The organism is Kitasatospora sp. NPDC058063 (genome assembly GCF_042885395.1).
Classification (GTDB): domain Bacteria; phylum Actinomycetota; class Actinomycetes; order Streptomycetales; family Streptomycetaceae; genus Kitasatospora; species Kitasatospora lactacystinica.
In genome coordinates this window covers 198,013-223,274 of record NZ_JBHVSD010000013.1, presented here as the reverse complement: position 1 = coordinate 223,274, position 25,262 = coordinate 198,013, and the positions used below count along the sequence as shown (strand labels likewise).

General features: G+C 74.2%; 17 protein-coding genes. All 17 read left to right on the top strand.

All coding sequences use genetic code 11. The annotated features are described in order from the left end of the window. The 17 genes from ACFVUY_RS23670 (at window position 1) to ACFVUY_RS23590 (ending at window position 25,234) form a co-directional block, all read left to right on the top strand. Window positions 1–525: a phage tail protein gene (locus ACFVUY_RS23670; RefSeq protein WP_387732895.1), complete on the top strand. Its 525-nt coding sequence runs from the start codon at window positions 1–3 to the stop codon at window positions 523–525. An 11-nt stretch (window positions 526–536) separates the two neighbouring features. Next, a complete protein-coding gene (locus ACFVUY_RS23665) occupies window positions 537–1,268 on the top strand; it encodes a hypothetical protein (RefSeq protein ID WP_387732892.1) in 732 nt (243 codons plus the stop codon). Next, window positions 1,261–1,959 (top strand): hypothetical protein, encoded by a 699-nt coding sequence (locus tag ACFVUY_RS23660; RefSeq protein ID WP_387732889.1) that lies wholly within the window; start codon window positions 1,261–1,263, stop codon window positions 1,957–1,959. Before ACFVUY_RS23665 ends, ACFVUY_RS23660 begins: the two co-directional genes overlap by 8 nt. A 114-nt stretch (window positions 1,960–2,073) precedes the next feature. Further along, on the top strand, window positions 2,074–3,342 hold the full coding sequence (locus tag ACFVUY_RS23655; RefSeq protein ID WP_387732886.1) for a DUF4255 domain-containing protein: 1,269 nt from the start codon (window positions 2,074–2,076) through the stop codon (window positions 3,340–3,342). Between the two features lie 20 nt (window positions 3,343–3,362). Further along, a complete protein-coding gene (locus ACFVUY_RS23650; protein WP_387732883.1) occupies window positions 3,363–5,342 on the top strand; it encodes an ATP-binding protein in 1,980 nt (659 codons plus the stop codon). Beyond that, window positions 5,333–5,683, top strand: a complete 351-nt coding sequence (locus ACFVUY_RS23645; RefSeq protein WP_387732881.1) for a hypothetical protein — start codon at window positions 5,333–5,335, stop codon at window positions 5,681–5,683. Before ACFVUY_RS23650 ends, ACFVUY_RS23645 begins: the two co-directional genes overlap by 10 nt. After that, entirely contained in the window at window positions 5,680–11,913 is a 6,234-nt protein-coding gene (locus tag ACFVUY_RS23640; protein WP_387732878.1) for a DUF4157 domain-containing protein, read from the top strand. Before ACFVUY_RS23645 ends, ACFVUY_RS23640 begins: the two co-directional genes overlap by 4 nt. 20 nt (window positions 11,914–11,933) lie before the next feature. After that, on the top strand, window positions 11,934–12,518 hold the full coding sequence (locus ACFVUY_RS23635; protein WP_387732875.1) for a hypothetical protein: 585 nt from the start codon (window positions 11,934–11,936) through the stop codon (window positions 12,516–12,518). Between the two features lie 5 nt (window positions 12,519–12,523). Beyond that, the gene (locus ACFVUY_RS23630) at window positions 12,524–13,156 is read left to right on the top strand and encodes a hypothetical protein (RefSeq protein WP_387732996.1); all 633 of its coding nucleotides are present in this window, start codon (window positions 12,524–12,526) and stop codon (window positions 13,154–13,156) included. Beyond that, complete coding sequence (locus tag ACFVUY_RS23625) at window positions 13,156–13,515, top strand: hypothetical protein (RefSeq protein ID WP_387732872.1); 360 nt, start codon at window positions 13,156–13,158, stop codon at window positions 13,513–13,515. Before ACFVUY_RS23630 ends, ACFVUY_RS23625 begins: the two co-directional genes overlap by 1 nt. Further along, window positions 13,508–14,665, top strand: a complete 1,158-nt coding sequence (locus tag ACFVUY_RS23620; RefSeq protein WP_387732870.1) for a hypothetical protein — start codon at window positions 13,508–13,510, stop codon at window positions 14,663–14,665. The genes ACFVUY_RS23625 and ACFVUY_RS23620 overlap by 8 nt, the downstream gene beginning before the upstream one ends. A gap of 22 nt (window positions 14,666–14,687) precedes the next feature. After that, window positions 14,688–15,197 carry a phage baseplate assembly protein V gene (locus ACFVUY_RS23615; protein WP_360341224.1) on the top strand — a complete coding sequence of 170 codons (510 nt, stop codon included), beginning with the start codon at window positions 14,688–14,690 and terminating at the stop codon, window positions 15,195–15,197. A 13-nt stretch (window positions 15,198–15,210) separates the two neighbouring features. Continuing rightward, window positions 15,211–15,543: a hypothetical protein gene (locus ACFVUY_RS23610; protein ID WP_387732868.1), complete on the top strand. Its 333-nt coding sequence runs from the start codon at window positions 15,211–15,213 to the stop codon at window positions 15,541–15,543. Further along, entirely contained in the window at window positions 15,540–15,968 is a 429-nt protein-coding gene (locus tag ACFVUY_RS23605) for a GPW/gp25 family protein (protein ID WP_387732866.1), read from the top strand. The genes ACFVUY_RS23610 and ACFVUY_RS23605 overlap by 4 nt, the downstream gene beginning before the upstream one ends. Next, window positions 15,965–19,174 (top strand): putative baseplate assembly protein, encoded by a 3,210-nt coding sequence (locus ACFVUY_RS23600; RefSeq protein WP_387732863.1) that lies wholly within the window; start codon window positions 15,965–15,967, stop codon window positions 19,172–19,174. Before ACFVUY_RS23605 ends, ACFVUY_RS23600 begins: the two co-directional genes overlap by 4 nt. Further along, window positions 19,171–22,950 (top strand): putative baseplate assembly protein, encoded by a 3,780-nt coding sequence (locus ACFVUY_RS23595; protein ID WP_387732861.1) that lies wholly within the window; start codon window positions 19,171–19,173, stop codon window positions 22,948–22,950. The genes ACFVUY_RS23600 and ACFVUY_RS23595 overlap by 4 nt, the downstream gene beginning before the upstream one ends. Before the next feature lie 64 nt (window positions 22,951–23,014). After that, window positions 23,015–25,234 carry a hypothetical protein gene (locus tag ACFVUY_RS23590; protein WP_387732859.1) on the top strand — a complete coding sequence of 740 codons (2,220 nt, stop codon included), beginning with the start codon at window positions 23,015–23,017 and terminating at the stop codon, window positions 25,232–25,234. Window positions 25,235–25,262: the final 28 nt, after the last annotated feature.

Sequence of the window (25,262 nt, the reverse complement as noted above, 5' to 3'; positions counted from 1 at the left end):
ATGGTCGAGTTCACCGTCAATCCGCACCGGTTCGATCCGTACAAGAATTTCAAGTTCCTGGTCGTCTGGGACGGTAGGGTCGTCGCCGGAGTCAGCAAGATCAGCCCGCTCAAACGCACCACCGAGGTGGTGAAGCACCGCAGCGGGGGCGATCCGAGCGCGCCGCGCAAGTCGCCGGGGCGCACCGACTTCGAGGCGGTCACCCTGGAGCGCGGGGTCACCCACGACCCGGAGTTCGACCGCTGGGCCAACAAGGTCTGGATGGTCGGCGCGGGCCGCGGGGCAGAGGTCTCGTTGCGGGACTTCCGCAAGGACCTGGTGATCCAGGTGCTCAACGAGGCCGGTCAGGTGGCGGTCGCCCACAAGCTGTACCGCGCCTGGCCGAGTGAGTACCAGGTGCTCGGCGAACTGGACGCCAACGCCAACGCGGTGGCGATCCAGAGCCTCAAGCTGGAGGTGGAGGGCTGGGAGCGGGACGAGGAGACGCCCGAGCCGGAAGAGCCCTCGTTCCAGCAGCCGGCCTGAGCGGCCGGCCGATGGAACTCGCCGGCGAGGCAGCCCTGTTGGCCGCCTGGGAGGCCGGGCTGACGGCCGGCCGCACCGGGCGGGCCCTGCTGCTGCACGCCGTCGCCCGTCCGGGCGCCGGGACGGAGGAGCTGCTGGCCGTTCCGCTCGGCCAGCGGGACGCCGAACTCTTCGGCCTGCGAGCCGAGTTGTTCGGCAAACGGCTCAACATGCGGGTCGGATGCCCGAGTTGCGCAGAGGAGATGGAGTTCACCTTCGACTCCGGACAGGTGGTCGGTGCCGCGCGGCCGGCGGACGGCCCGCTGCGGGTGGAGCTGGACGGCTGGCAGGTCGGCTTCCGGCTGCCCACCCCCGGCGATCTGGCCGCCGCCGAACAGGCCCCCGCGGACCAGGCCAGGGCCGTGGTGCTGGAGCGGTGCGTGCTGGACGCCGAGCACGGCGGGGAGCCGGTCGCCGCCCGGCAGCTCCCCGGACCGGTCCAGCGGCGCGTGGCCGAGGCCGCCGCCGCGGCCGACCCCTGCGCGGACGTCCGGCTGCACCTCGGCTGCCCCGAGTGCGGCGAGCAGGCCCTCGCCGAGCTGGACATCGCCTCCTACCTCTGGGAGGAGCTGGACGACTGGGCCCGGGCGACCCTGCTCCACGTCCACCTCCTGGCCACCGCCTACGGCTGGAGCGAGGCGGAGATCCTGGCGCTCGGCCCGCTGCGGCGCCGCTACTACCTGGAGCTGTGTGCAGATGCCTGACCACTTCGACCGCCTGGTGGCGAAGCGCGGCCCGGGCGGCGACCGGGCCGGGGTACGGGTGCGCCCGCGCCTGCCGGGGCCGTTCGAACGGCTCGACGCACTCGCTCCGGCGCCGCCGGTCATCGACGCGGAGCCGTTCGGGCCGGGCCGCTCGGACGGGCGACCCGTTCCCGTGCCGCTCCCCCGGCTGCCGGCGGCACTGCCCGCGGCGCCGGCCGAGAGGGCGCTGCGGGCAGTGGTCGGTGAGGACCGGCCGGCTGTCTCACCCGTCCTTCCGCTGCCGCGGACGCCGCTGCTGATCGCGCCGCAGGTCACCGCCGGTGCCGCACCGGCCGTCGGGCCGGCGGTGCGGAGGGAGACCGCCCGCCCGGCAGCCGTACCGACACCTGTCACCGCACGGCACCGGGCGGCCGACCCCGACCGGCCGACCGCGGCACCGCCCGCACCGGTCCGGTCGGCCGCCGCGCCGGCGTCCGTACGGCGGGCCGCCGGGGCAGCTGATCCGGGCCAGGCGCACGGGACCGGGACCCGACGCCGGCAGCGCCCGGTCGAGCGGGTGGTACGGGTCCAGATCGGGCGGGTCGAGGTCAGGGCCGCCCAGCGCACCCCGGCCGGACCGGCCAAGCCGGCGGCCGCCCGCCCGGGCCCGGCCCTCGACCTGGACAAGTACCTCGACCGGGAGACCTCATGAGCGCGCGGGTGGGGCACACGACCGAGGGGGCGAACCCGTGAGCGAGCGGAGCGAGCGAGCCATCAGAAGGTGCGTACGGGCGAATGCCCCTGCCGAGCGCAGCGAGGCGGGCGCATGAGCAACCACCTCGCGATCGCCACCGTGAGCGAGGCGCTGCGGCTGCTCATCACCCGAGCGCTCCCGCCCGACATCCCGTTCGCGGTCGAGGTCGGCGCCCGCAAGCCGCCGACCGAGCCGCCCACCGACCCGACCATCACCGTCTTCCTCTACCAGGTCACGGCCAACGCCTCGCTGCGCAATCGCGACGCACCCACCCGCGCGACGGACGGCACGGTGCTGGCCCGGCCGGCCGCCGCCCTGGACCTGCACTACCTGATCAGCTGTTACGGCGAGGAGTCCCAGCTGGTCGGCCAACGGCTGCTCGGCTGCGTGGTCCGGGCACTGACCGAACAGCCGGTACTGTCCCGGCAGTTGATCGAGGAGGCCGCCGCCCAGCCGTACCTGGTGGGGACGGACCTGGCCGCCTCGCCGCAGCGGGTGCGCTTCACGCCCACGACGATGGACGTCGAGGAGCTGTCCAAGCTGTGGAGCACGCTGCTCCAGACGCCGTACGCGCTGTCCGTGACCTACCAGGCCGCCGCCGTCCTCGTGGAGGGCAGGGTCGATCCGGTGGCCGGCAAGCCGGTGCTGCGCCGTACGGTGCGGGCCGTGCCGTCCCGCGGGCCGGTCGTGGAGCGGGTGCTCTCCCGGCCCGCCGGGTCCCCCGGTGCTCCCGAGGAAGGGCCGGTGACCAAGGACCGGGAGCTGGTGCTGGAGGGCACCGGCCTGCGCGCGGACCTGATCGTGGCCCGGCTGGGCGAGCGGCGGGTGCCGGTCGATCCGGGCGGCGTCCGGGACGACCGCCTGGTGGTCGCTGTCCCGGAGGACCTGCCGCCCGGCGTGTACCAGGTGCAGGTGCTGCACGGACTGGCGCTGGACGGCCGGCCCGCCGCCGACCACCTCGCGCTGGAGTCCAATGCGCAGACCTTCGCCCGGCAGCCGCGGATCGTCGGGCCGATCGGCACGGCGGACCGCGGCGACGGACCGTCCGGGGTCTCGGCCCGGCTGGATGTCCGGCTGGACCTGCCGCTCCGGGACGACCAGCAGGTCGTGCTGCTGCTGGACGAGTCGCACCCGCCCGCCGGGCGGCGCGGGGCGAGCCACCAGTTCCGCGCGCCCGCGCCGCCGCGGCCGCGCACCGACCCGTACGAGGTCCGGGTGCCGGTCGTCGGCGTGAGCCCGACCGCGTACCTGGCCCGGGTCCAGGTGGACGGCGTGCCCAGCGAGTTGACGGTGTCGAGCGACGGGACGTTCAGCGGTCCCGTCGTGGACCTGACGCACTGACCGCAGGACGGGGGACCGAGATGAGCACGCGTCGAGGGCAGGGCCGCGACGGCCCGGCGGACGAGCCGCACCGGCAGGCGCTGTCGGCCGCGGTCGCCGCCGTGCTCGACCGCGTCGACGCGCACGCGGCCGGCCGCGACGCGGGTGACCCCACCTCGTCCGACAAACCCACCGGCCGCAGGGGCGGGCGGCGACAGCCCGCCACCGCCCTGGACGCGCTCAGCGCCTCCTTCGGGCTCACCCCGTTCGAGCGCGACGTCCTCGTGCTGGCCGCCGCTCCCGTGATCGACCCCACCGCCGCCGCCCGGTGCGCCGCGGCCGGCGGCGACCCCGGGCGTGCCTACCCGACCTTCTCGCTCGCCCTCGCCGCCCTGGACCAACCGCACTGGAGCGCCCTCACCCCGGTCGGCCCGCTGCGCCGTTTCCGGCTGGTCGAGCTGGACGACGAGACCGCGCTCACCGCCTCCCGGCTGCGGATCGACGAGCGGGTGCTGCACTTCCTGGTCGGCGTGCCGTACCTGGACGTGCGGCTGCACGGCCTGCTCACCCGGGTCGGGCCGCCCGGCGAGCTGCCCGAGCCCCACGAGCGGTGCGCGGCCGGGCTGGCCCTGGGGTGGACCGCGGCCGGGCTGACCGGCCCGCCGCACACCGAACTGACCGGCGCCGACCGCCGTACCCGCTGGGAGATCGCGGCGGCGGCGGCCCACCGCGCCGGGCTCGGCCTCTACGCCGCGCACCGCGAGGACCTGCCCACCGAGCCCGCCGAGCGCGATCAGCTCGCCCGGCTGTGGCAGCGGGAGGCGATCCTGATCCCGGCCGCGCTGCTGGTGGAGGGCGGCGGGCCGGGCCGGGAGCACCCGCGGTCCCCGAACGGCACGGAGGCCTTCCTCGCGAGCCTGGCAGTGCCGCTGGTCGTCTCCGGCGACGAGCCTCCGCCGGCGGGGGCCTCGGACCGGGCCCGGCTGACCGTGCCCCCGCTCGGCCCCGAGGAGCAGCTGGCGATCTGGACGGCGGAACTGGACGGTGCGCCGGGGATCAACGAGAGCGAACTCCGCTCGCTGGCCGCGCAGTTCTCACTGCCCGGCCATGTGATCCGCTCCGCCGCGGCGACGGCCCGGCGGGCTGCCGAGGACGGCCGGGACATCAGCCCGCTGGCCTGGCACGCCGGCCTGACGGAGGCCCGGATGTCCCTGGAGGAGCTGGGCCGGCGGGTCGAGCCGCGGGCCGGCTGGGAGGACCTGGTACTGGAGGAGCGCCAGCGCGCGATCCTGCGCGAGATCGTCGCCCACGTCCGCCGGCGCGGCACGGTCTACCAGGAGTGGGGCTTCGAGTCGGTGCTGCGTCGCGGCCTCGGCGTCACCGCGCTCTTCGCCGGCGGGTCGGGCACCGGGAAGACGCTGGCGGCCGAGGTCGTCGCCGGGCAGCTCGACGTGGACCTGTTCGTCATCGACCTCTCCCAGGTCGTCAGCAAGTACATCGGCGAGACCGAGAAGAACCTCCGACGGGTCTTCGACGCGGCCGAACGCGGCGGCGCACTGCTGCTGTTCGACGAGGCCGACGCGCTGTTCGGCAAGCGCAGCGAGATCAAGGACAGCCACGACCGCTACGCCAACCTGGAGGTCAGCTACCTGCTGATGCGGATGGAGGCCTACCGGGGCCTGGCCGTGCTCACCACCAACATGAAGAAGGCGCTGGATCCGGCGTTCATGCGGCGGATCAGGTTCGTGGTCGACTTCCCGTTCCCCGGGGTGCCGGAGCGCGCCGAGATCTGGCGCCGGGTCATCCCCAAGGAGACCCCCAGCCAGGGCCTCGACCCGGAGCGGCTCGCGCAGCTCACCGTGGCCGGCGGCTCCATCCGCAACATCGCGCTGTCGGCCGCCTTCCTGGCCGCCGACGAGGACTGCCCGGTGCAGATGCGGCACCTGCTGGCCGCCGCGCGCACCGAGTACCTGAAGCTGGAGCGCTCGCTGACGCCCTCGGAGGTCGGCGGATGGATCTGACCGAGGGGGCTGCGACGGGGAGGGACGGCGACGGGCGGAGCGGGGCCGGGCACGGGGGCGCCGGACGGATCGAGGTCGAGATCGGCGAACTGGTCCTCGACGGCTTCGCACACATCGACCACGACCGGCTGACGGCGGCGTTCCGGAGCGAACTGACCCGCCTGGTCGAGGCCCGCGGCGTGCCGCTCGCGGTCGGCGGCGACCGCACGCTGGACCTGCTCTCCGGCCTGCCGCCGCTCCCGGCCGGCACCTCGCCGCAGCGGCTCGGCGAGGCGCTCGCCCACGCCGTGCACGCCGGGCTGTCCGGCGGTGGCCGGCCGCCGGGACGGGGGCGGACATGACTCGACCCGCCGTAGCGGCCAAGGCCTCCGCACCGGACACCGAGCAGGGCGCGGCCCGGCGCAGGACCCGGGTGCCGAAGGCCCGTACGCCCGAGCCGAAGGAGATCGTCTCCGGCGCCGGCCAGCCGCTCGACCCGGGCGTGCGGCGGGAGCTGGAGGCGCGGCTCGGGCACGACCTCAGCCGGGTCCGGGTGCACACCGACCGGGACTCCGCCGCGCTGACCGAGCTGATCGGCGCGGACGCCGTCGCCGTCGGCCCGGACCTCTTCTTCGGCGAGGGCAAGTACCGGCCCGGCGCGGAGGACGGCCGGCGGCTGCTCACCCACGAGCTGCTGCACACCGTCCAGGCCCCGAACCCGCTCGGCGCGCTGCGGGCCGGCCGCGACCTGGGCGCGGTCAGCCTGCCGCAGGACGCGATCGAACGGGAGGCGGAGCACGGCGCGCGCGACGACCGGCCGACGGCGGCGACGCCGGGTGCCACGCCGGGGTGGCTGCGCTACGCGACCGTCGATGCCGACCGGTTCCGCGCCGAGCGGCTCGACCCGGCCACCCTGGTCGACCGGCTGGCGGCCGGCATCCTGCGCTCACTGCGCGGCGACCCGACCGACTCCGCCGGCCGGGTCCGCTGGCAACTCGCACGCTTCGCCCCCGAGTTGCAGGCCTCCGTGCTGGAGCGCCTGGAAGTCCGGCTGCCCTCCTCGGACTACACCCGGGTGCTGGAGCTGGTCGAGGCCGCCGAGCACCGTCCGGCCGACCTCGACAGCCCGCAGACGCCCGAACCGGTCACCGATGCCGCTGACCGAACCACCGACGACCACGAGCGGATCGACCGGAAGGACCGCGGCGAGCAGGACCGGCAGCGGCAACTCGACGAGGAGGCGCGGCAGTCGGACGCCCCGCGGGGGCGGCGCAGGCGCCGCAAGGGTCACGGTGCCGCGGAACGCCCGGAGGAGCGGGGACAGCAGCAGGACGAACGGCAGGACGAGCAGCAGGCACCGCCCGTGCAGGGCGAGGCCGCGCAGCCGCAGGCCGATCAGGCCCGGCCTCCTGGGCAGGCGCAGCCGTCGACCGTCGAGGCGGCCCCCGAGGCGGGCCCGGAGCCGTCCCCCGCGCCGGCCGAGGAGGCCGCCGCCCAGCCCGTGGCCGCCGTCGTACCGGCCTCGCCCGAGGCCGGGCCGCCGGACGCCGCCGTCCAGCCCTCGGCCGGTACCAGGCCACCGCAGCCCGCCGCCGCCCCGGCGCCGCAGTCCGCGCCGGTCAAGCCCGAGCGCCTGGACGCGATCGCGCAGGCCCCGGACAGCCCGCTCGCCCGGCACGGGCTGCTGGAGGGCGACCAACCGCAGGACGAAACCCTGGACGCGGAAGGGCCGTTGGGCATGGAGCCCGGCGCGGACTCCGAGGTCCGGGACGCTCCCGGCACGGACCAGGAGCGGTCGCCGCAGCCGTCCGCCGCCGAGCAGGCTCTGGGGCCCGAAGACTTCCTGCCCGCCTCGGACCTCGACGTGTCGGCCGTCCCGACCGTCGACCGGATCCCGCTGTCGGCGGACGGCGCGCCCCCCGCGAACGCCGAGGCACCGGCGTTCCCCGAGCCGCCCGCGACCAAGGCCGAGCAGGTCCAGGAGGAGCGGGAGGGCCGGCCGGAGACCGACGAGGAACCGGCCGCGCCACCCGATCCGGGCCGGCCTGAGGCCGCCACCTCCCCGGCCCCCGCCGCGGAGACCGAGGACCGCGGCAGCCGCGACCTCCAGCCGGAACGGCCGGTCGAGCAGGAGGTCGGCCCCGATCCGACCCAGGGTCCGGCCCGGGCCGCCGAAGCCACCGAACCCACTGCCCCGGAGCCCGATCCGGAGCTGCGGCAGGAGCCGGAAGCCCCCGTCGAACAGACCCGGGAGGCCGACGACCCGGCGGCCGAACCGGGCGTACCGGAGCGCACCGGCGCCCCTGGCGGGTCGGGGCCGGTCGGCGGCGAGGGCCCGGGCGGGCCCGCCGACGTCCCGGACGGCGCGCCCGGGGCGGAGCTCGATGCCGCCCCCGCCGCCACGCCGGACGCCGCCGCGGCCGGTCCGGCGGCCGAGCAGGCCGATGCACCCGCCGGACTCGCCGACCGGCCCGCCCCGGACGCCTCCCTGGAGTCCGGCGGCGGCGCCTGCGCGGGCCCGCAGCAGCCCACCACCGAGGCGGAGCCGGACGGTGCCGGCGGTGCCGGCGGTGCCTGTGCCGCCGGGGGCGGCGGGGGCGGCGGGGGCGGCCCGGCCAAGCAGGAGCAACAGGAGGAGAAGCCGGCCCCGCCCGACCTCTCCGGCCAGGACCCGCAGAGCGCGCTCGCCACCGCCGCGAGCCTGCCGCCCGATCAGATGGCCACCTCCCTGGACGGCGTGGACGGTTCGGTGGACCGTACGGTCGGCGAGCAGCACGCCCGGTTGCAGGCCGCCCCGCCGACCGTCCAGCGCCCGTCCGGAGCCCCGCGGACCCAGTCCGGCACGCCCGAGGCCGCGCCGCCGGCCGAGGCGGTGACGGAGCGGCTGGAGCGGGTCGGCCCGCAGGGGGCGGACGGCGAGCAGCAGAAGGCCGAGGAGAAGAAGGTCGAGGGCCGCAACCCCGGGGACCGGGTCGCCCCGCCGCACGTCGCCGACGACCCGGGCAACCAGGTGTCGCCGCAGGAGGTCCAGCAGGCCCAGGTCGCAGTCGACGGCGTGCCCTCGACCGACCCGGCGCTGAACACCACCGTCGGCCCGGCGCCCGAGGTCGAACTGACCGGGGAGAGCGACCCGGCGCGCACCGATCGGCAGGCCACGAAGCTCAAGGAGAGCTCGACCAGGATCCTCGGCGTCGGCCGGGAGGACGCCGGCAAGCCGATGGGCGAGGACCGGATCTACCCGGACGTGCCGAAGGAGACCCTCACCGCCGCTGTTCCGGGTGGCCGCGGCAGGCGCGGGGGCGCCGGTGCGCGCGGCGCGGCCGGCACCAAGCCGGGCATCGGCATCGTCGCCCAGCAGGAACGCGGCCCGCAGATCCAGGCCGCGGTCGGCCAGGGACAGGGACGACTGGGCTCCGCCCGGGCCGAGCAGAAGCAGGGCGAGGCCGAGGCGCGGCGGCAGAACCAGACCGAGATCGACCAGGCGGTGGCCGACAACGCCGAGGCCCAGGCCGGCGAGCGGGGCGGGGCCGCGGAGAGGGTCCGGGCCGAGCGCGAGCAGTGGCGCACCGAGCAGGACCAGAAGGTCTCCACCGCCGACCAGGACTCCGCCGCGGAGCACCAGGACAAGCTCGGACAGATCGGCAGGAAGCGCGCCGAGGCCGACCAGGGCGTCCAGGACCGTCAGCAGCAGGACAACCGGAAGATCCAGGACAAGCGGAAGGAGGCCGAGGAGAAGGCGCAGAAGGAGAAGGACCGCAAGAAGGAGGAGTCCGAGGGCTGGTGGGGCTGGGTCAAGTCCAAGGTCAAGGCGGCCTTCGACGCGCTGGTCGAGGCGGTCACCAAGGTCTTCGACTTCTTCCGCGGCCTGATCAACGACATCATCGACGGCTTCCGGAAGTTCGCGAACTGGGCGATCGACCAGGCGCGGAAATTCGCCGTCGACCTGATCAACAAGCTCGCGGACGCGCTGATCAAGATCTGCGACGTCCTGCTGGCGGCCTTCCCCGAACTGCGGGACAGGTTCCGCAAGAAGATCGAGGAGTGGCGCGACAAGGCCGTCGCCAAGGTCAACGAGTGGGCGGACAGGCTCAAGAACGCCGTCAACAAACTGCTCGACCTGCTGGCGGCCGGGCTGAACGCGCTGCTGGACGCCCTGGAGGCGCGGCTGAAGGCCGCGATCGAGGCGGTCCGCAGGACCGTCATGGACGCCATCGACTTCGTGCAGAAGGCCATCGCGGTCTTCGGCGAGTTCGCGGTCCTGATCGGCGACATCGCCTCCGACCCGGGCGGCTGGCTGAAGAAACTCGGCAGCGCCGCGATCGACGGCATCCAGCACTACCTGTGGGGTGCGATCAAGAGCGCGGTGCGGACGTGGTTCAACGAGAAGGTGGAGTCGGTCGTCGGCCTGACCTCCACCATCGTCAACGTCCTGGTCAAGGGCTGCATCTCGATGGCCCAGATCGGGCGGATGGCCTGGCAGGCGATCGTGGCGGCGCTGCCCGGGATGATCATCTCGATCGTCGTCGAGAAGCTGGTGTCGCTGATCGTGCCGGCGGCGGGCGCGATCATGGCGATCGTCCAGGGGCTGGTGGCGGCATGGAACACCATCAGCAAGATCGTCGCAGCGATCGGGAAGTTCGTCACCTTCCTCAAGGCGGTCAAGTCCGGGTCGGCGGCCTGCCTGTTCGCCGACGCGGTCGCGGCGGGCGTGGTCGCGCTGCTGGACTTCATCTCCAACTTCCTGCTCAGCAAGCTCAAGGGGGCCGGCAAGGCGGTCGGCACCAAGCTCAAGGGGATCGCGCAGAAGATCCTCAAGGGCCTGGCCAGGGCCGGCAAGGGCGCCCGCAAGGCGGCCGGACGGGCCGTCGACAAGGCCCGGGCGAGCCTGCGCCGGGCCACCCGGTCGCTGCGCCGGCGACCCTCCCCCGGCCGCACCCGCCCCGCGCGGACGGGCCCCGCCCAGCAGACCGTCCGGCACGCGGAGCGCCACCCGTCGACCGCCACCGGACGCCCCCGCCGCGAGGTCACCCACCCGAAGCCCAGCACCCGCCGCCGCCCCGCCTCCCCCGTCGGCCGCGCCCTCAACGCCTCCCGCCAGACCGTCAAGGCCGCCCTCAACCGGGTGCGGACGGCCGCCCGCGCCCTCGGCCGCAAGGTCCTCAACACCAAGCTCGGCCGCGCCCTCACCAACGGCGCGCACAGGATCCGCGACGCCTACCGCAAGCAGCGCGACCGCCTCCGCGCCTGGCAGCAGAAGCGCGGGCAGCAACGCGCCCAGCGCCGCGCCCACGAGAACTCACCCCAGGCGAAGCAGAACCGCCTTGACCTGATCGCCGCCCGCATCCGGCCACGGATCCAGCGCCTGCTCCATCGAGGCGTCAGGGGCCCGGTGCTGCGGGCACTGCTCGCCGCGATGCGCGTGTGGTACCGGCTGTCGAGCCTGGGCATCGAGGGCGACAGGACCTTCGCCATCACGGCCACCCTCAATCCTCAGGTGAAGCTCACCGACGCGCTCACCCTGGACGAGCGGGACCTGCTGGCGATGCTCGACGAGCTGTCCGCCGAGATCCTGAACCACCCCCGGACCGCCAACGGTACGAATCAGATCTACCGGAAGGACGACGATTCCGCGGCGGACCAACGGCGGTTCGGAGTCCCGCAGGGAGTCGGCTTCGCCTCGATGGCCCGGTTCATGAACCATCAGGGCCCGAGCATGGCGGGCTTCGAGTACACGAACGAGAGCGCACACGACGTGTTCGAGTTCGAGGACGGGCCCGACCGGACCCCGGCCGCCGTCACGCACACCGTGCTGCGCGAGACCAACAAGATGCGGAACGCCCAGCAGAAGCGGATCGCGGCCGGTGCCGACAAGGAGGAGCAGGAGAGCCTCCGGGCGGTCGAGAGCGCCCAGCGCCTCCAGCGGGCCGTGATCAAGCGGCAGCACGAGAACGGCCAGGCCGAGGAGCATCTGCGCTACCGGGGCCGCAAGAACCGTGCCGGCACGTTCAAGGAGGGCATCGCCGAACGGATCCTCAACGACCCCGGCCACAACCGCGAGGTGGTCGAGGGGGTCCGGACGATGGCCGCCGGCGGCCGGGTCGACGGCCAGGTGGGGCGCGACGCCGCGTTCCTCGGCAGCCTGATCATGGGCAAGGAGGTCCACCGGAACGAGCGGTCGATCATCCACTCGGGGATGCTGCTGCAGATGGCCGCCGAGGGCAGCCGGGTCTCCGGGGTCGCCCCGACCGCCGACCCGAAGACCAGCCTCCCCGGCCTGCGGGTCCACCGAGGCGAGGCGATGCCCGTCGCCGAGGCGCTGAAGTACCTCCCGATGGAGGGGGGAGGTGCCATGGAGCAGGCCAGGACGCTCGACCGGCAGCGCGCGAAGGAGCGTGAATCGGGTGCGGACACGAGCGAGAAGGCCTTCAACGGAAAGAATGTCCAGGGGCTGGCCAACCGTGAAATCCTGGTGATCCAGATGTGGATCAAGTCCCTTGACATCAAGACCGAGAAGGGAAGCGAGATCACCACTCTCGAACAACTCAAGGGCCGGATCCGCGAAAAGCTTTTCCACTTGTACGGACTGAAGTAGCTCCCCGAGGTGATCAACCGATGACTGAGATTTTCGACCGAAGCCGACGGCTGGTCCTGCGGGACGACGCCGACGAATCCGCCGTGGAGGAACTGGCCGCGCTGATCGGCTGGCCGCGGCGCATCGACATTCCCGCGGACCCCGAGAAATGGACGCCCCGCCAGATCTCCTGGTACGTCGGCCCGGCCATCGTCCTCACCTACTGCGAGGATCTCCTCTCCGGTTTCTTCTATGTGATGATCACCGGTTCGGACGAGAAGGTCATCCGGAGCACGGTGGAACTCGCGGAGTCCACGCTGAACACCTGGCGGCTCCCCGAACTCGTCCGGAGTGCAGACCCCGAGGCGGATCCGGACACCTACGCGGCGGAGGTGCTGCGCCTGGGGCTGGGTGCACCGATGGAATTCGACGAGGAATTCTTCCGGAGCGTCCGCCGGGCTCTGCGCAGCGATCGGCCGGAGGTCCGGAAGAACGCGGTGTGGGCGATCACGTACGAGCCGTGGCCCGCCTACGCACCGTTGCTGGAGGAACTGCTGGACGAGGAGCAGGACGAAGAGGTGGCCGACATCGCCCGGTCCGTGCTCGAGGAGATGGGAGCGACGTGACGTACATGGACGCCCCGAAGCCCATCAGGGCCGGGCTGGTCATCGTCGATGCGCAGCGCGGGACGCCGCAGCGGATCGTCGTGCTGCAGTTCAACCCCGACAGCCTGGAGCGGTCGCTCGCCCCGCAGGTGGCAGGAGCCGACGGGACCGGGGACCGGACGGAGGCTCTGCGGCTCAAGGGGCCCGCCGTCGAAACCTGGAAGTTCACGGCAGAACTGGACGCCACCGACCAGTTGGAGGTGCCGGCGCCGAACGGGATCCATCCGCAGTTGGCCACCTTGGAACTGCTGGTGCAGCCGACCAGTACGCAGTTGCGGAGCAATCAGGCCCTCGCCGCGCTGGGCACCCTCGAAATCACCCCGATCGAGGCCCCGCTGACCCTCTTCACCTGGGGTGGGAAGCGGATCCTGCCGGTGCGGCTGACCGAACTCACCATCACCGAGGAGGCGTTCGACATCGAGCTGAATCCGATCAGGGCCGCCGTCGCAATCGGCCTGCGCGTCCTGACCGTCAGTGATCTGCCGACCGGACACCGCGGGGCGGAGCTGTACCTCGCGCACCTGGCGCAGAAGGAGCGGCTGGTCGGCACGGCGGCCGGTGGCCGGCTGAGCGCGCTCGGCCTCGGAGGGGGGTTCTGATGACCGCCGACAACCCGCTGAACGCGCTGCCCGCGCCCTCGCCGTACCCGCTGACCAGCCGGTACCACGGCGTCCCGGTCGCCCTGCACACCGAGCCGGACGGACGGCAGGTCCCGTACCTCAAACGGCGGTTGCTGCCCGGCGCGGACGGCCTGACCCCACTCGCCGAGCACACCGTCAGCGCCGGCGACCGCCCCGACCTGCTGGCCTACCGCTACCCCGGCAGCGCCGACCAGTGGTGGCGGATCGCCGACGCCAATCCGGTCCTCGATCCGCGGGAGCTGACCGCGACGCCGGGCCGGCGGATCACCATCGCGCTGCCCGGCGCGGTGCCCGGGCCGGGGGTGGGGAATGGCTGACGCCTCGGCCGTCACGGGGGGCGGGCCGATCGGGTCGATCCACCTGAGCCTGCTGATGGGCCCGCAGCTCCCGGTGCCGGTGCCGCAGCCGGTGACCGACGCGCTGCTGTCGGTGCAGGTCACGGTGGCCTCCGGGCAGCGCAGCGGTTTCCAGCTGGCCTTCGACCTGTCGAAGCACGGTCTGATCAACACCGCGCTGCTGCCGGGCGGCTTCTTCGACCCGAAGATCAGGGTCGTCCTGATGGTGACCGTCACGGGCACCCCGACCGTACTGATGGACGGTGTGATCATCCGCCAGGAGGTCGGCATCAGCAACCAACCCGGCCAGTCCACGCTCACCGTCACCGGCGAGGACCTGACGGTGCTGATGGACCTGGAGGAGCAGGCCGGCGTGCCGTTCCCCGCGATGTCCCCGGCGGCCCGGGTGGCCGCGATCATCGCCAAGTACGGGCAGTACGGCATCGTGCCGCTGGTCATCCCCGAGCTGGTGCCGCAGACGCCGATGCCGACCCGGCGGATCGACTTCCAGAAGGGCACCGACCTCGGGTACGTCAACGAGCTGGCGAAGGCCAACGGCTACGTGTTCTACCTCGACCCCGGGCCGGCCCCCGGGATGAGCCGCGGCTACTGGGGGCCGGAGATCCGGCTCGGTGTGCCGCAGCACGCGCTGAACGTGAACATGGACGCGCTGTCGAACGTCGACCAGCTCACCTTCGCATTCGACGGGACCGCCCGTGAGGAGCCGGAGGCCCGCATCCAGCTCCCGGCGACCAAAGTGTCCGCCGTCCTGCCGGTGCCGGAGGTCAGCATCCTGCGTCCGCCGCTCGCGCTCAGGCCCGCGCCGGCACTGAAGAAGAAGGTCATCGCGGACACCGCCAAGAAGGACAGCTCCCAGGCCGTCGCCGAGACCATCGCCAGGGCGATGCAGTCGGCGGACGCCGTCTCGGGCTCCGGCCAGCTCGACGTCGTCCGGTACGGCCACGTACTGCGGCCGCGCGAGCTGGTCGGAGTCCGCGGCGCCGGACTCACCTACGACGGCCTGTACTTCGTCAAGAGCGTCACCCACAACCTCAAGCGCGGCTCGTACACCCAGAACTTCACACTGACCCGCGAGGGCCTGATCGCCCTCCAGCCGACCGTCATCCCCTGACGCTGCAGCAGGAGTTGCCCGCATGGCCGAACCGACCCGCTACCTCGGCAAGTTCCGGGGGACGGTGGTGAACAACGCCGACCCGCTCGGGATCGGCCGCATCCAGGCCCAGGTGCCCGACGTACTGGGCGAGGTCGCGTCGACCTGGGCGATGCCCTGCTTCCCGGTGGCCGGTCCGGGCATGGGGCACTACGCCGTCCCGCCGGTGGGGGCGGGCGTGTGGATGGAGTTCGAGCAGGGCGACCAGAGCTATCCGATCTGGACGGGCTGCTGGTACGGCTCCGCCTCCGAGGTGCCGGTGGAGGCGACGACCGGCCCGCCGGGCGTGCCGAACCAGGTGCTGGAGACCACCGGGCGGCGGGTGATCGTACTGTCCGACGACCCGACCACGGGGATCACCCTCCGCACACCGAGCGGGGCCTCGATCGTGATCAACGACTCGGGCATCCGGATCAGCAACGGCCAGGGCGCCTCGATCTCGCTCGTCGGCGCCACCGTTTCCATCAACCAGGACGCCCTGAGCGTGACCTGACGGGGAGAGACTCGTGCCCGGAAATCTGCTGCACGTCAATGCGACGGTGACCTGCCCGCACGGCGCCCAGGCGACGGCCCTGCCCAGCCAGGCCCGGGTGCTGGTCGCCGGTCAGGCCGTCACCGCCACGGCCGACCTGTACACCGTGACCGGCTGCCCGTTCAACGTGGCCGGCAAGCCCCAGCCCTGCGTCACGATCCGCTGGGTGGTGCCGTCCGCCCGGATCCGGGTGAACGGCTCCCCCGCGCTGCCGCAGTCCGCCGTCGGGCTGTGCCAGAGCACCGAGCAGGTCCCGCAGGGGCCGCCGGTCGTGACCGTCGTCCAGCAGCGGGCGGTGGGGGTATGAACACCGCACAGTACCCCGGGCCCGGCGCCCGGCCGACGGCTCCGCCGCCCGGCCCGGCCCGGACGGACATCGCGTTCCCGTTCCGGATCGACAGCCGCGGGCGCACCGCCGAGGCGGCGTACGGCGACCATGTGCGCGACCTGATCGAGCAGTTGCTGTTCACCAGCCCGGGTGAGCGGGTCATGCACCCGGACTTCGGCTGCGGGCTGCTCGACCTGGTCTTCGCACCGAACAGCCCGGAGCTGGCGGCCACCCTGCAACTGTCCGTCCAGGCGGCGCTGCAACGGTGGCTCGGCGACGTCATCGAGGTCGCCGCACTCGACGTGGAGAGCGAGGACAACGTGGTGCGGGTCGAGCTGGCGTACGTTGTGCGCCGGACCGGTACCCAGCGGCAGGACGTCTTCGAGGGCGGGGTGGCGGCATGACCGGGTGGTCCGAACGTCCGACGGCACAGTGCGGGGCGGAACTGCGGCGCGCCGACGTGCGCGCGGCGCACCTGCTGGGCCTGGACGGCACCGAGCTGGAGGACGACGGCCGCACGCTGAGCGTGACCTTCCTCGGCCGGGCGCCGCAGGAGCTGGGCCCGGAGAACATCCGCGTCGACGGCGGCCGGCGGATCACCGGCCTGCGCGCCCTCGCGGTCGACCTCGAACGCGCGGACGACCCGGAGCTGGACGACCGGATGCACGTCACCCTCGACCGCACCGGCGACACCTCCCGCTACCGGCTGACCGTGGTCCAGGCGGACGCCTACGGCCGGCCGGGCACCCGCCCGTACCCGGGCTTCGACCCGAGGTACGCGAGCACCGGGTTCTCCTTCGGTGCCGACTGCCCCTCCCCCTATGACTGCCGCACCGAGGAGGACTGCCCGCCCGCCGTCCGGCCGGCCCCGGTCATCGACTACACCGCCCGCGACTACGAGAGCCTGCGGCGGCTCGTGCTGGACCGGATGAGCCTGACCACCCCCGGCCGGACCGAGCGGCACCTGCCCGACCTCGGCATCACCCTGGTCGAGCTGCTCGCCTACACCGCCGACCAACTCTCCTACCAGCAGGACGCGGTGGCCACCGAGGCGTACCTCGACACGGCCCGCCGCCGGGTGTCGGTGCGCCGGCACGTCCGGCTGATCGACTACGCCGTGCACGACGGCTGCAACGCCCGGGCGTTCGTCACCCTGGCGACCGACCGCCCGATCGCCCTCCACCCCGGCACCTTCCGCTTCGCCGCCGTCGACGTCAGCCGGCTCGGCCCGCAGGAACGCCCGGAACTGTCCACGGTGATCCCCGACGAGCAGCTGGACGCGCTCACCCGGACCGCGGCGGTCGAGGTGTTCGAGCCGCTCGGCGGAACGGACCTGGTGCTGCACCCCGCGCACAACACCATCCGGTTCTGGACCTGGGGCGACCAGGACTGCGTCCTGCCGAAGGGCTCGACCTCCGCCACGCTGCGCGACGACTGGCACGAGGCCGACCGGCCCGAGGACCGCACCCGGCACCTGGCGCTGCGCCCCGGCGACCTGCTGGTCGTCGAGGAGGTGCTCGGCCCACGCACCGGCGCCGCCGCCGACGCCGACCCCGCGCACCGCCAGGCCGTCCGGCTCACCTCGGTCACCCACCTGGTCGACGAGCTGTACGAGCAGCCCGTGGTCGAGGTCGAGTGGGCACCGGAGGACGCGCTCACCTTCCCGGTCTGCCTGTCCTCGCACGGCGGGAGCGACTGCGGCCCGATCCCCGACGTGAGCGTCGCCCGCGGCAACGTCGTCCTGGTCGACCACGGCCGCTCGCTCACCTTCTGCGGCGGAGCCCCGGAGACCTTCGCGGTGCCGCCGGATCCGGTCCGGGTGGCGCCCTGCGGGCCGGGCGGGTCCGGCTGCGCGGACCGCACCGGGGGCAGCCCCGCGGCGGAGGCGATCCACGACCTGCTCGACCGGACCAGGACCGGCCGCCAGCTCGGCCCGCGACAGGTCCGCGAGCTGTACGCGCTGCTCGGCGAGGCGGCGGTCCGGCGGGCCGGGCTGAGCATCCAGCTCGCGCCGGGCGCGAGCGCGGAGGGCGAGGACGGCCAGGGCGCCGTGGTCGAGCCACCCACCGCCGACGCCCAGGCGGCGACGCTGGAGACGCTGCTCGACCAGACCCGCTACCCCGTCCTGCCGCAGCCCTTCCGCCCGGTGCTGCGCTACGCGCCGGTCACCCAGGCAGCCGCCTACCCGGACCGGGCACACGTCTGTGCCCGGCAGGCCGTCCTGCTCGCCGGCATCCCCGAACGGGTCCGGCAGCGGCTGGAAGAACTGTGGCACCGGGCGGACTGCGGCCACCCCCTCTCCCGCGCCGACCTCGCCGAACTGGCCCTGCTGTTCGGGGCCCAGGTGGTGCACGAGCTGCACCTCGCGGACCGGCCCGCCGCCGGACTGCGCGAACTGCTCGCCCGCCGCACCCGCCTGCTCGCCGCCAAGCTTCGCCGCCTCGACGTGCTCACCGCCCGGACCCGCGCCGGCGGGGTGCTCCGGCGGCCCGGCGTCTGGGAGGTGGCCCAGAGCTGGGGCGGCCGGTACGCCTCCGGGCTCGACCCCGACTCCCCCGCTCTGGCCGGCCCGGCGTCCGGGATCACCGCCCAGGACCCCCGTGCCGCACTGCCGGCCGTCCGGGCCACCGCCGAGGGCCAGGAATGGACGCCCCGCCGGGACCTGCTCTCCGACGGCCGGCGCGACCGGCACTTCGTCGGCGAGCCGGAGGACGACGGCCGCCTCGCGCTGCGCTTCGGCGACGGGCGGCACGGTCGGCCGCCCCGGCCCGGCGCGGAGTTGCGGGTCGCCTACCGGATCGGCAACGGCACGGCCGGCAACGTCGGCGCGGAGGCCATCAACCACCTGGTGGTCTGCCGGGACCAGCCGCCCCACCCAAGGGGGCGCAGCACCGTCACGCCGCCGCAGGACGCGCAACTCCGGGTCCGCAACCCGATGCCCGCGAGCGGCGGCACCGATCCCGAACCGCTCGACCAGGTACGGCAGTCGGCCCCGCTCGCGCTGAGCCGCACCCGGCTGCGCGCTGTCACCGCCGCCGACTACGCGGAGCTGGCCGCAGCCCTGCCGGGCGTCCGGCGGGCCGCCGCCGAACTCCGCTGGACGGGCAGCGTCCAGGAGGTCCACGTCGCCGTCGAACCGTACGGGCGGGCCACCGCGGACACCGCCCTGCTGGCGGCGGTCGGCGACGGTCTGGAGGCGTACCGCCGGATCGGCCACGACCTGGTCGTCCGCCCCGCCCTGGTGGTGCCGCTCGACCTCGAACTGCGGGTCTGCGCCGCCCCCGGCTACCAACGCGGCCACGTGCTGGCCGAGTTGCGCCGGGTACTGGGCAGCCGCGCCCTGCCGGACGGCCGGCTCGGCTTCTTCCACCCGGACGCGCTGGGCTTCGGCGAGCCGGTCCGGGTCTCCCGGCTGGTGGCCGTCGCCGCCGCCGTGCCGGGCGTGGTCAGCGCCCAGGTCACCCGGCTGCGGCGGCAGTTCGGGCGGGACGACGGAGAGCTGGCCGACGGGCTGCTGCGGCTCGGCGCGCTGGAGATCGCCGGCTGCGACAACGACCCCGACCGGCCGGAGAACGGCCGGCTCTCGATCGTGATCGGAGGCGGCCGATGAACGGCCAGTGCACCTGCGGCTGCTCGGGCACCGCCACCGCGACCCCGGCGCCGCTGTTCAACCCGCCCGGGCTGGACGCCATCGGCTACCGGGTCGGCCGCTACGGGGAGTTCTTCGACAGCCTGCTCGCCCGCCTGTCCGGCCCCGCCTACCCGGCGCTGCGCGACCTGACCGTCCGCACCCCGGACGACCCGGCGATCGCGCTGCTGGACTCCTGGGCCGTGCTCGCCGACGTGCTCACCTTCTACTCGGAGCGGATCGCCAACGAGGGCTACCTGCGCACCGCCGTCGAGGGGGAGTCGCTCACCCTGCTCGGCCGCCTCGTCGGGCACCGGCCCCGGCCCGGCGTGGCCGCCGACACCTACCTCGCCTACACCCTCGACCACGACCCGCGGGCCGCCGAGGACCCGACCGTGGTCGTCCCGCGCGGCGCCCGCAGCCAGAGCGTCCCCGGCCCCGGCGAGGACCCGCAGTCCTTCGAGACCGCGGAGGACCTCGCCGCCCGCTCGGCCTGGAACGAGCTGGCCGTGCTGCGCCGCCGCCCGTACCAGCTGACACCCGGACAGCTGAACCCCGGCGGGCGGGCCGAGCTGTTCGCTGCCGGGACCGCCAACAACATCAGGCCCGGCGACCGGCTGCTGTTCGTCTTCAGCGCCGACAAGGCCGCCGACCCGGTCCACCGGGTGATGCGGCTGGTGCCCGAGGTACGGCTCGACCGCGAGAACGACGTCACGGTGATCGGGCTGCCCCGGGACCTGCGCACCCTCAAGGACCTGCGCGCCGAACTGGCGGACTGGATCACCGTCTCCGAGGACGCCCCGAACCCCAGGCCCGGGCACAGCCGGATCATCCGGGACTTCGACGACCAGGTGCTGACCCCGCTGCGCGCCGACCTCGACCGGCCGTCCGGCCCGCTGAGCACCCCGGCCGACTTCGCCGAGCGGCTCACCCCGGTGATCGCCCGGGCGGCGGAGGCCGCCGAACTGGCGCACTCCCGGCAGCCGGTGGCCGACTGGTTCGGACGCCTCGGCGAGGAACTGTCCGGCCTGCGCGACCGCGCCCACCAGCTGGAGCCGCCGCAGGTCCCCGACAAGCCCGGACCGAACCCTCCCGGCGCCGGCACCGCCGACCCGGCCGTCCGCGGACTCGGCTCGGTGCTGGCGGCGCTGCGCACCGCCCCCGTCCGGACCCCGCTGAGCGCCCGGGACCTCACCCGCGACCCGCAGCGCCTGTTCGCGCCCGGATCGGACCTCGGCGTGCAACTGCTGTCCGCGCTCGACCCCCGGCTGCGCGACGGCCTCTACCCCGCCTGGCGGCGGGTCGACCTGACGGCGCCGCTCGCCGTGCACGAGATCCAGGCGATGCGGGTGGTCGCCACCCCGTTCGGCGCCACCGCGCCGCTCAAGCCCGTCTACGGCAACGACGGCCGGATCGACCGCTACGTGGACTGGCCGCTCGCCGGCAGCACGCTGATCGGCGTCCGGATCGGCTTCGACACCGCCGGCACCGTCCCGAGGACCGCCGACTTCACGTACGTCGAGGCCGGCAGCCTGACGCACGACGGCTTCTCGCTGCCGTGGGACCACACCTTCACCCTCGGCCCCGGACAGGTCAAGGTGGTCACCATCGAGCCGCCCGCACCGGCACCGAACCCGCACGCCGCCGCCGTGCGCGCCGCGGTGCCCGCTCCCGACCAGGAGGCCGGGGTCAGCGCCGAGTTCCTGGCCGAACTGCCCGAGCGCACCGTCTTCGTGTCCCGCCCGCAGGCCGACGGGCGCGTCCACGTGAAGGTGGACGGCGGGCCCGGCTCCGCGCTCGACTACCAGCTCGAACCGGGCCAGGAGAAGACCGGCGAGTCCGGCGAGCTGAACGTCCGGGTCCACCGCTACACCGCCACCGACGAGTCGCCGCCCGCGGTCGAGGTGGTGTTCACCACCAAGCTGCAGCCGGTCTCCGGCACCGTCCTCACCCTCGACGCCGTCTACGACCAGATCGCGCCCGGCAGTTGGGTGGTCATCCAGCGCCCGCGCAAGGGGATCGACGGCGGCATCCCGGGCAGCCGCGACCTCGCCGAGGTCATCACCCGGGTGACCGACGTGCGCGTGATCTCCCGCGCCGACTTCGGCATCACCGGCAAGGTGACCGAACTGTCCCTCCAACAACCGTGGTTGGACGAGAAGGACACCCAGCTCTCGGACATCCGGGACACCACCGTCTACGCCCGCGGCGAGTCGCTGCGGCTCGCCGACGAGCCCGTCACCGAGGACGTCCACGGCGACCGGATCGAACTCGCCCGGCTCTACGACGGGCTGACCCCCGGCCGGTGGATCGCGGTCGGCGGCGAGCGGACCGACATCCCGAACACCACCGGGGTCCGGGGCACCGAACTCGCCATGATCGCCGGTGTCGGGCAGAGCGTCGACCCGCGCCTGCCCGGGGACACCGTCCGCACCGCGATCACGCTCAGTGCCCCGCTCGCCTACCGCTACCGGCGCGACACCGTCCAGGTCCTCGGCAACGTGGTCCGCGCCACCCAGGGGGCCACCCGCGACGAGGCCGTCGGCAGCGGCGACGCCGGGGTCCCCGGCCAGCGCTTCACGCTCTGGCAGTCACCGCTCACCTGGCTGGCCGCCGACACCCCCGGGGGCGCGCGCAGCACCCTGGAGATCCGGGTCGACGGGGTGCGCTGGCACGAGGTCGACAGCCTCGCCGGGCGCGGCGCCGACGAACGGGTCTACGTCACCTCGACCGCCGCCGACGGCCGCACCACCGTCACCTTCGGCGACGGCGTGCACGGTTCGCGCCTGCCCACCGGCCAGGAGAACGTCCGCGCCCGCTACCGGATCGGCATCGGCGAGCCGGGAAACGTCGGCGTCGGCCGGATCACCCAGCTCACCACCCGTCCGCTCGGCGTCTCCGCCGTCGTCAACCCGCTGCCCGCCACCGGCGGCGCCGGCCCGGACGGCCCGGATCTGGCCAGGCGCAACATCCCGCTCGCCGTCACGGCACTCGACCGGCTGGTCTCGGTGCCCGACTACGAGGACTTCACCCGCTCCCGGGCCGGCATCGGGCGCGCCGGCGCCACCCGGCTCTCGGACGGCCGGCGGGAGCTCGTCCACGTCACGGTCGCCGGGGTGGACGACATCCCGCTCACCCCCGACTCCGACCTGATCCGCACCCTGCACTCCTCGCTCACCACCTACGGGGACCCGAGGCTTCCGGTCGAGGTCGCGCTGCGCGAACTCGTCCTGCTGGTCCTCGCCCTGAGCGTCAAGGTCGACCCGGACCACTCCTGGGACCTGGTCGAACCGGTGCTGCGCCGCGCCCTGCTCGACCGCCTCGGCTACGCCGGGCGCCAACTCGGCCAGAGCGCCCACCTGTCCGAGGTGCTCGCCGTCGCCCAGACCGTCCCCGGCGTGGACCGGGTCGACGTCGACGCCTTCACCGGTGTGCCCGGCAGCCTCACCCCGGAGGGCCTGGAACACCTGTCCGAGCAGCTCGCCCAGCCCCAGCCGATCGTCCCGGCCCGGCTCGCCCGCTTCGACGAGCAGCGCTACCGGGTGCGGGACCCCGACGGGGAGACCCTCACCGACATCGCCGCCCGCAACGGCGTCTCCGTCGCGGAGCTGCTGCGCCTCAACCCGTCCGTCACCGACACCCGCCCGCTGCCGGCCGGCCGCGCGGTGACGGTGTTCCGCGGCATCCGTCCGGCCCAACTCGCCCTGCTGTCACCGAATCTTCCCGACACGTTGATCCTCAAGGAGATCCGCGCATGAGTGAGCGACGGGGGTCCCCCCGGCCGGAGGCCGAGGGAGAGCGAATCGTCGAGAGGTGCGTCCGATGAATCGCGACCCGGACGGACTGCTGGAACTGCTGCCGCAGTGGCACCGGCTGAGGGACGCCGACGCGGGCGAGCCGCTGCGCGCCCTGCTGGCCGTCGTCGCCGAGCAGGTCGACGTCGTGCGCAGCGGCATCGAACAGGGCTACCAGGACTGGTTCGTGGAGACCGCCGCCGACTGGGCCGTCGCCTACCTCGGCGACCTGGTCGGCTACCGGATCCTGCCCGGCTACGAGGAGGTGCTCGCCACCGGCCTGCACGGCGGGGCCTCCCCGGAGCGGGCCGCGGCCCGGGACCGGCTCGCCGCCCGGCTGGCGCCGCGGAACGACGTCGCGAACACCGTCGCCTACCGCCGGCGCAAGGGCACGCTCGCCCTGCTGGAGGAGCTGTCCGCCTCGGTCGCCGACTGGCCGGCCCGGGCGGTCGAGCTCTCCCGGCTGCTCGGCGGCACCCAGCCGGTACGGCTGCTGCGCCCCGACGAGGAGGCGGCCGACCGTCAGAGGCTGGGCCGGGGCCGGCTGGTCGACGTGCGGCGCGGCGCCGAACTGGACCTGCTCGGCGGGCCCTTCGACGGACAGGCGCACACCACCGACGTCCGCCGGGCCGCATCCACCCGCCGCCAGGGCGGCCACACGCCGGCCGGTGTCGCCCTGTACGTCTGGCGGCTGAAGCCGTACCCGGTCACCCGGGCGCCCGCGTACTGCATCGACCGGGCCAGGAACCTCTTCACCTTCTCGGTCCTCGGCAACGACACCCAGCTGATCACCAAACCCGAGCCGGAGCCGTCGACCACCCATCTCGCGGCGATCGACAACGTGCCGGCCCCGATCCGGCGCCGGCAGCTCGCCGAGCGCCCGGCCGACTACTACGGGCCCGGCAGGAGCTTCGCCATCTGGCGCGACGGCGCCCAGGAGCCGGTCCCGCCCGCCGAGATCACGGTGGCCGACCTGAGCGACTGGACGTACCGGCCCAAGCGCGGCCAGGTCGCCATCGACCCGCTGCTCGGCCGGATCGCCTTCGGCGCCCGCTCCGCCCCGCGCCGCGGCGTCTGGGTCGACTACCACTACGCGTTCGGCGGCGACACCGGCGGTGGGGAGTACCCGCGCGACCGTCCGGAGGCCCGGCAGCGGGCGCTCTACCGGGTCGGCCCCGGCGAGCCGTACGAGCGGATCAACGACGCCTACCAGCAGTGGCGTGCCGACCAGGAGGACGGCAGCGCGGGCGGCGCCGCCGTCATCGAGATCACCCACAGCGGCGCCTACCAGGAGCAGCTGGACTTCGACCTGGCGGAGAACGACCACCTCGAACTGCGCGCCGCCGAGGGCAACCGGCCGGTGATCCGGCTGCTCGACTGGTACAGCAACCGGCCGGACGCGCTCAACGTGCGGGGCATCTGCCCGGGCGGGCGGCTGATCCTGGACGGACTGCTGATCACCGGTCGCGGGGTCAACGTCACCGGACCGCTGGCCTCCGTCACCCTGCGGCACTGCACCCTGGTGCCGGGCTGGTCGCTGGAGCCGCACTGCGAACCGCACTCGCCGCAGGAGCCCAGCCTGGTGCTGGACCACACCACCGCCTGCGTGACGATCGAGAGCAGCATCCTGGGCACGATCCAGGTCGTCGGCGACGAGGTGGACACCGACCCGCTGGAGATCCACCTCGCCGACAGCATCCTGGACGCCACCGGGCCCGAGCGCCCGGCGCTCTCCGGGCCCGACTGCGAGCACGCCCACGCGCTGCTGCACGCCCACCGCTCCACGGTGGTCGGCGAGGTGCACACCCACGCTGTGCCGATCGCCGAGGACTGCGTGTTCACCGGGCGGCTGCGGGTGGCCCGCCGCTCGCTCGGCTGCCTGCGGTTCTGCTACGTCCCGCCGTGCTCGCGCACCCCGCGCCGGTACGAGTGCCAGCCCGACCTGGTGCGCTCGGCGGTGACCGAACTCGTCGAGCGCGGCGAACTGGACCCGGCGCAGGCCGCCCGGCTGCGCGAGCTGGAGGCCGAGCGGGTCCGCCCGCTGTTCACCAGCCTCCGCTACGGCACGCCCGGCTACGGGCAGTTGGCCGCCGGGTGCGCGCCGGAGATCACCCGCGGTGCCGAGGACCGCTCCGAACTCGGCGCCTTCCACGACCTGTTCCAGCCCCAGCGCGAGGACAACCTGCGGGCGCGGCTGGCCGAGTACACCCCGGCCGGCACCGACGCCGGGATCTTCTTCGTCTCCTGACCCGCCCCGATGACTCCGAAAGGCAAAC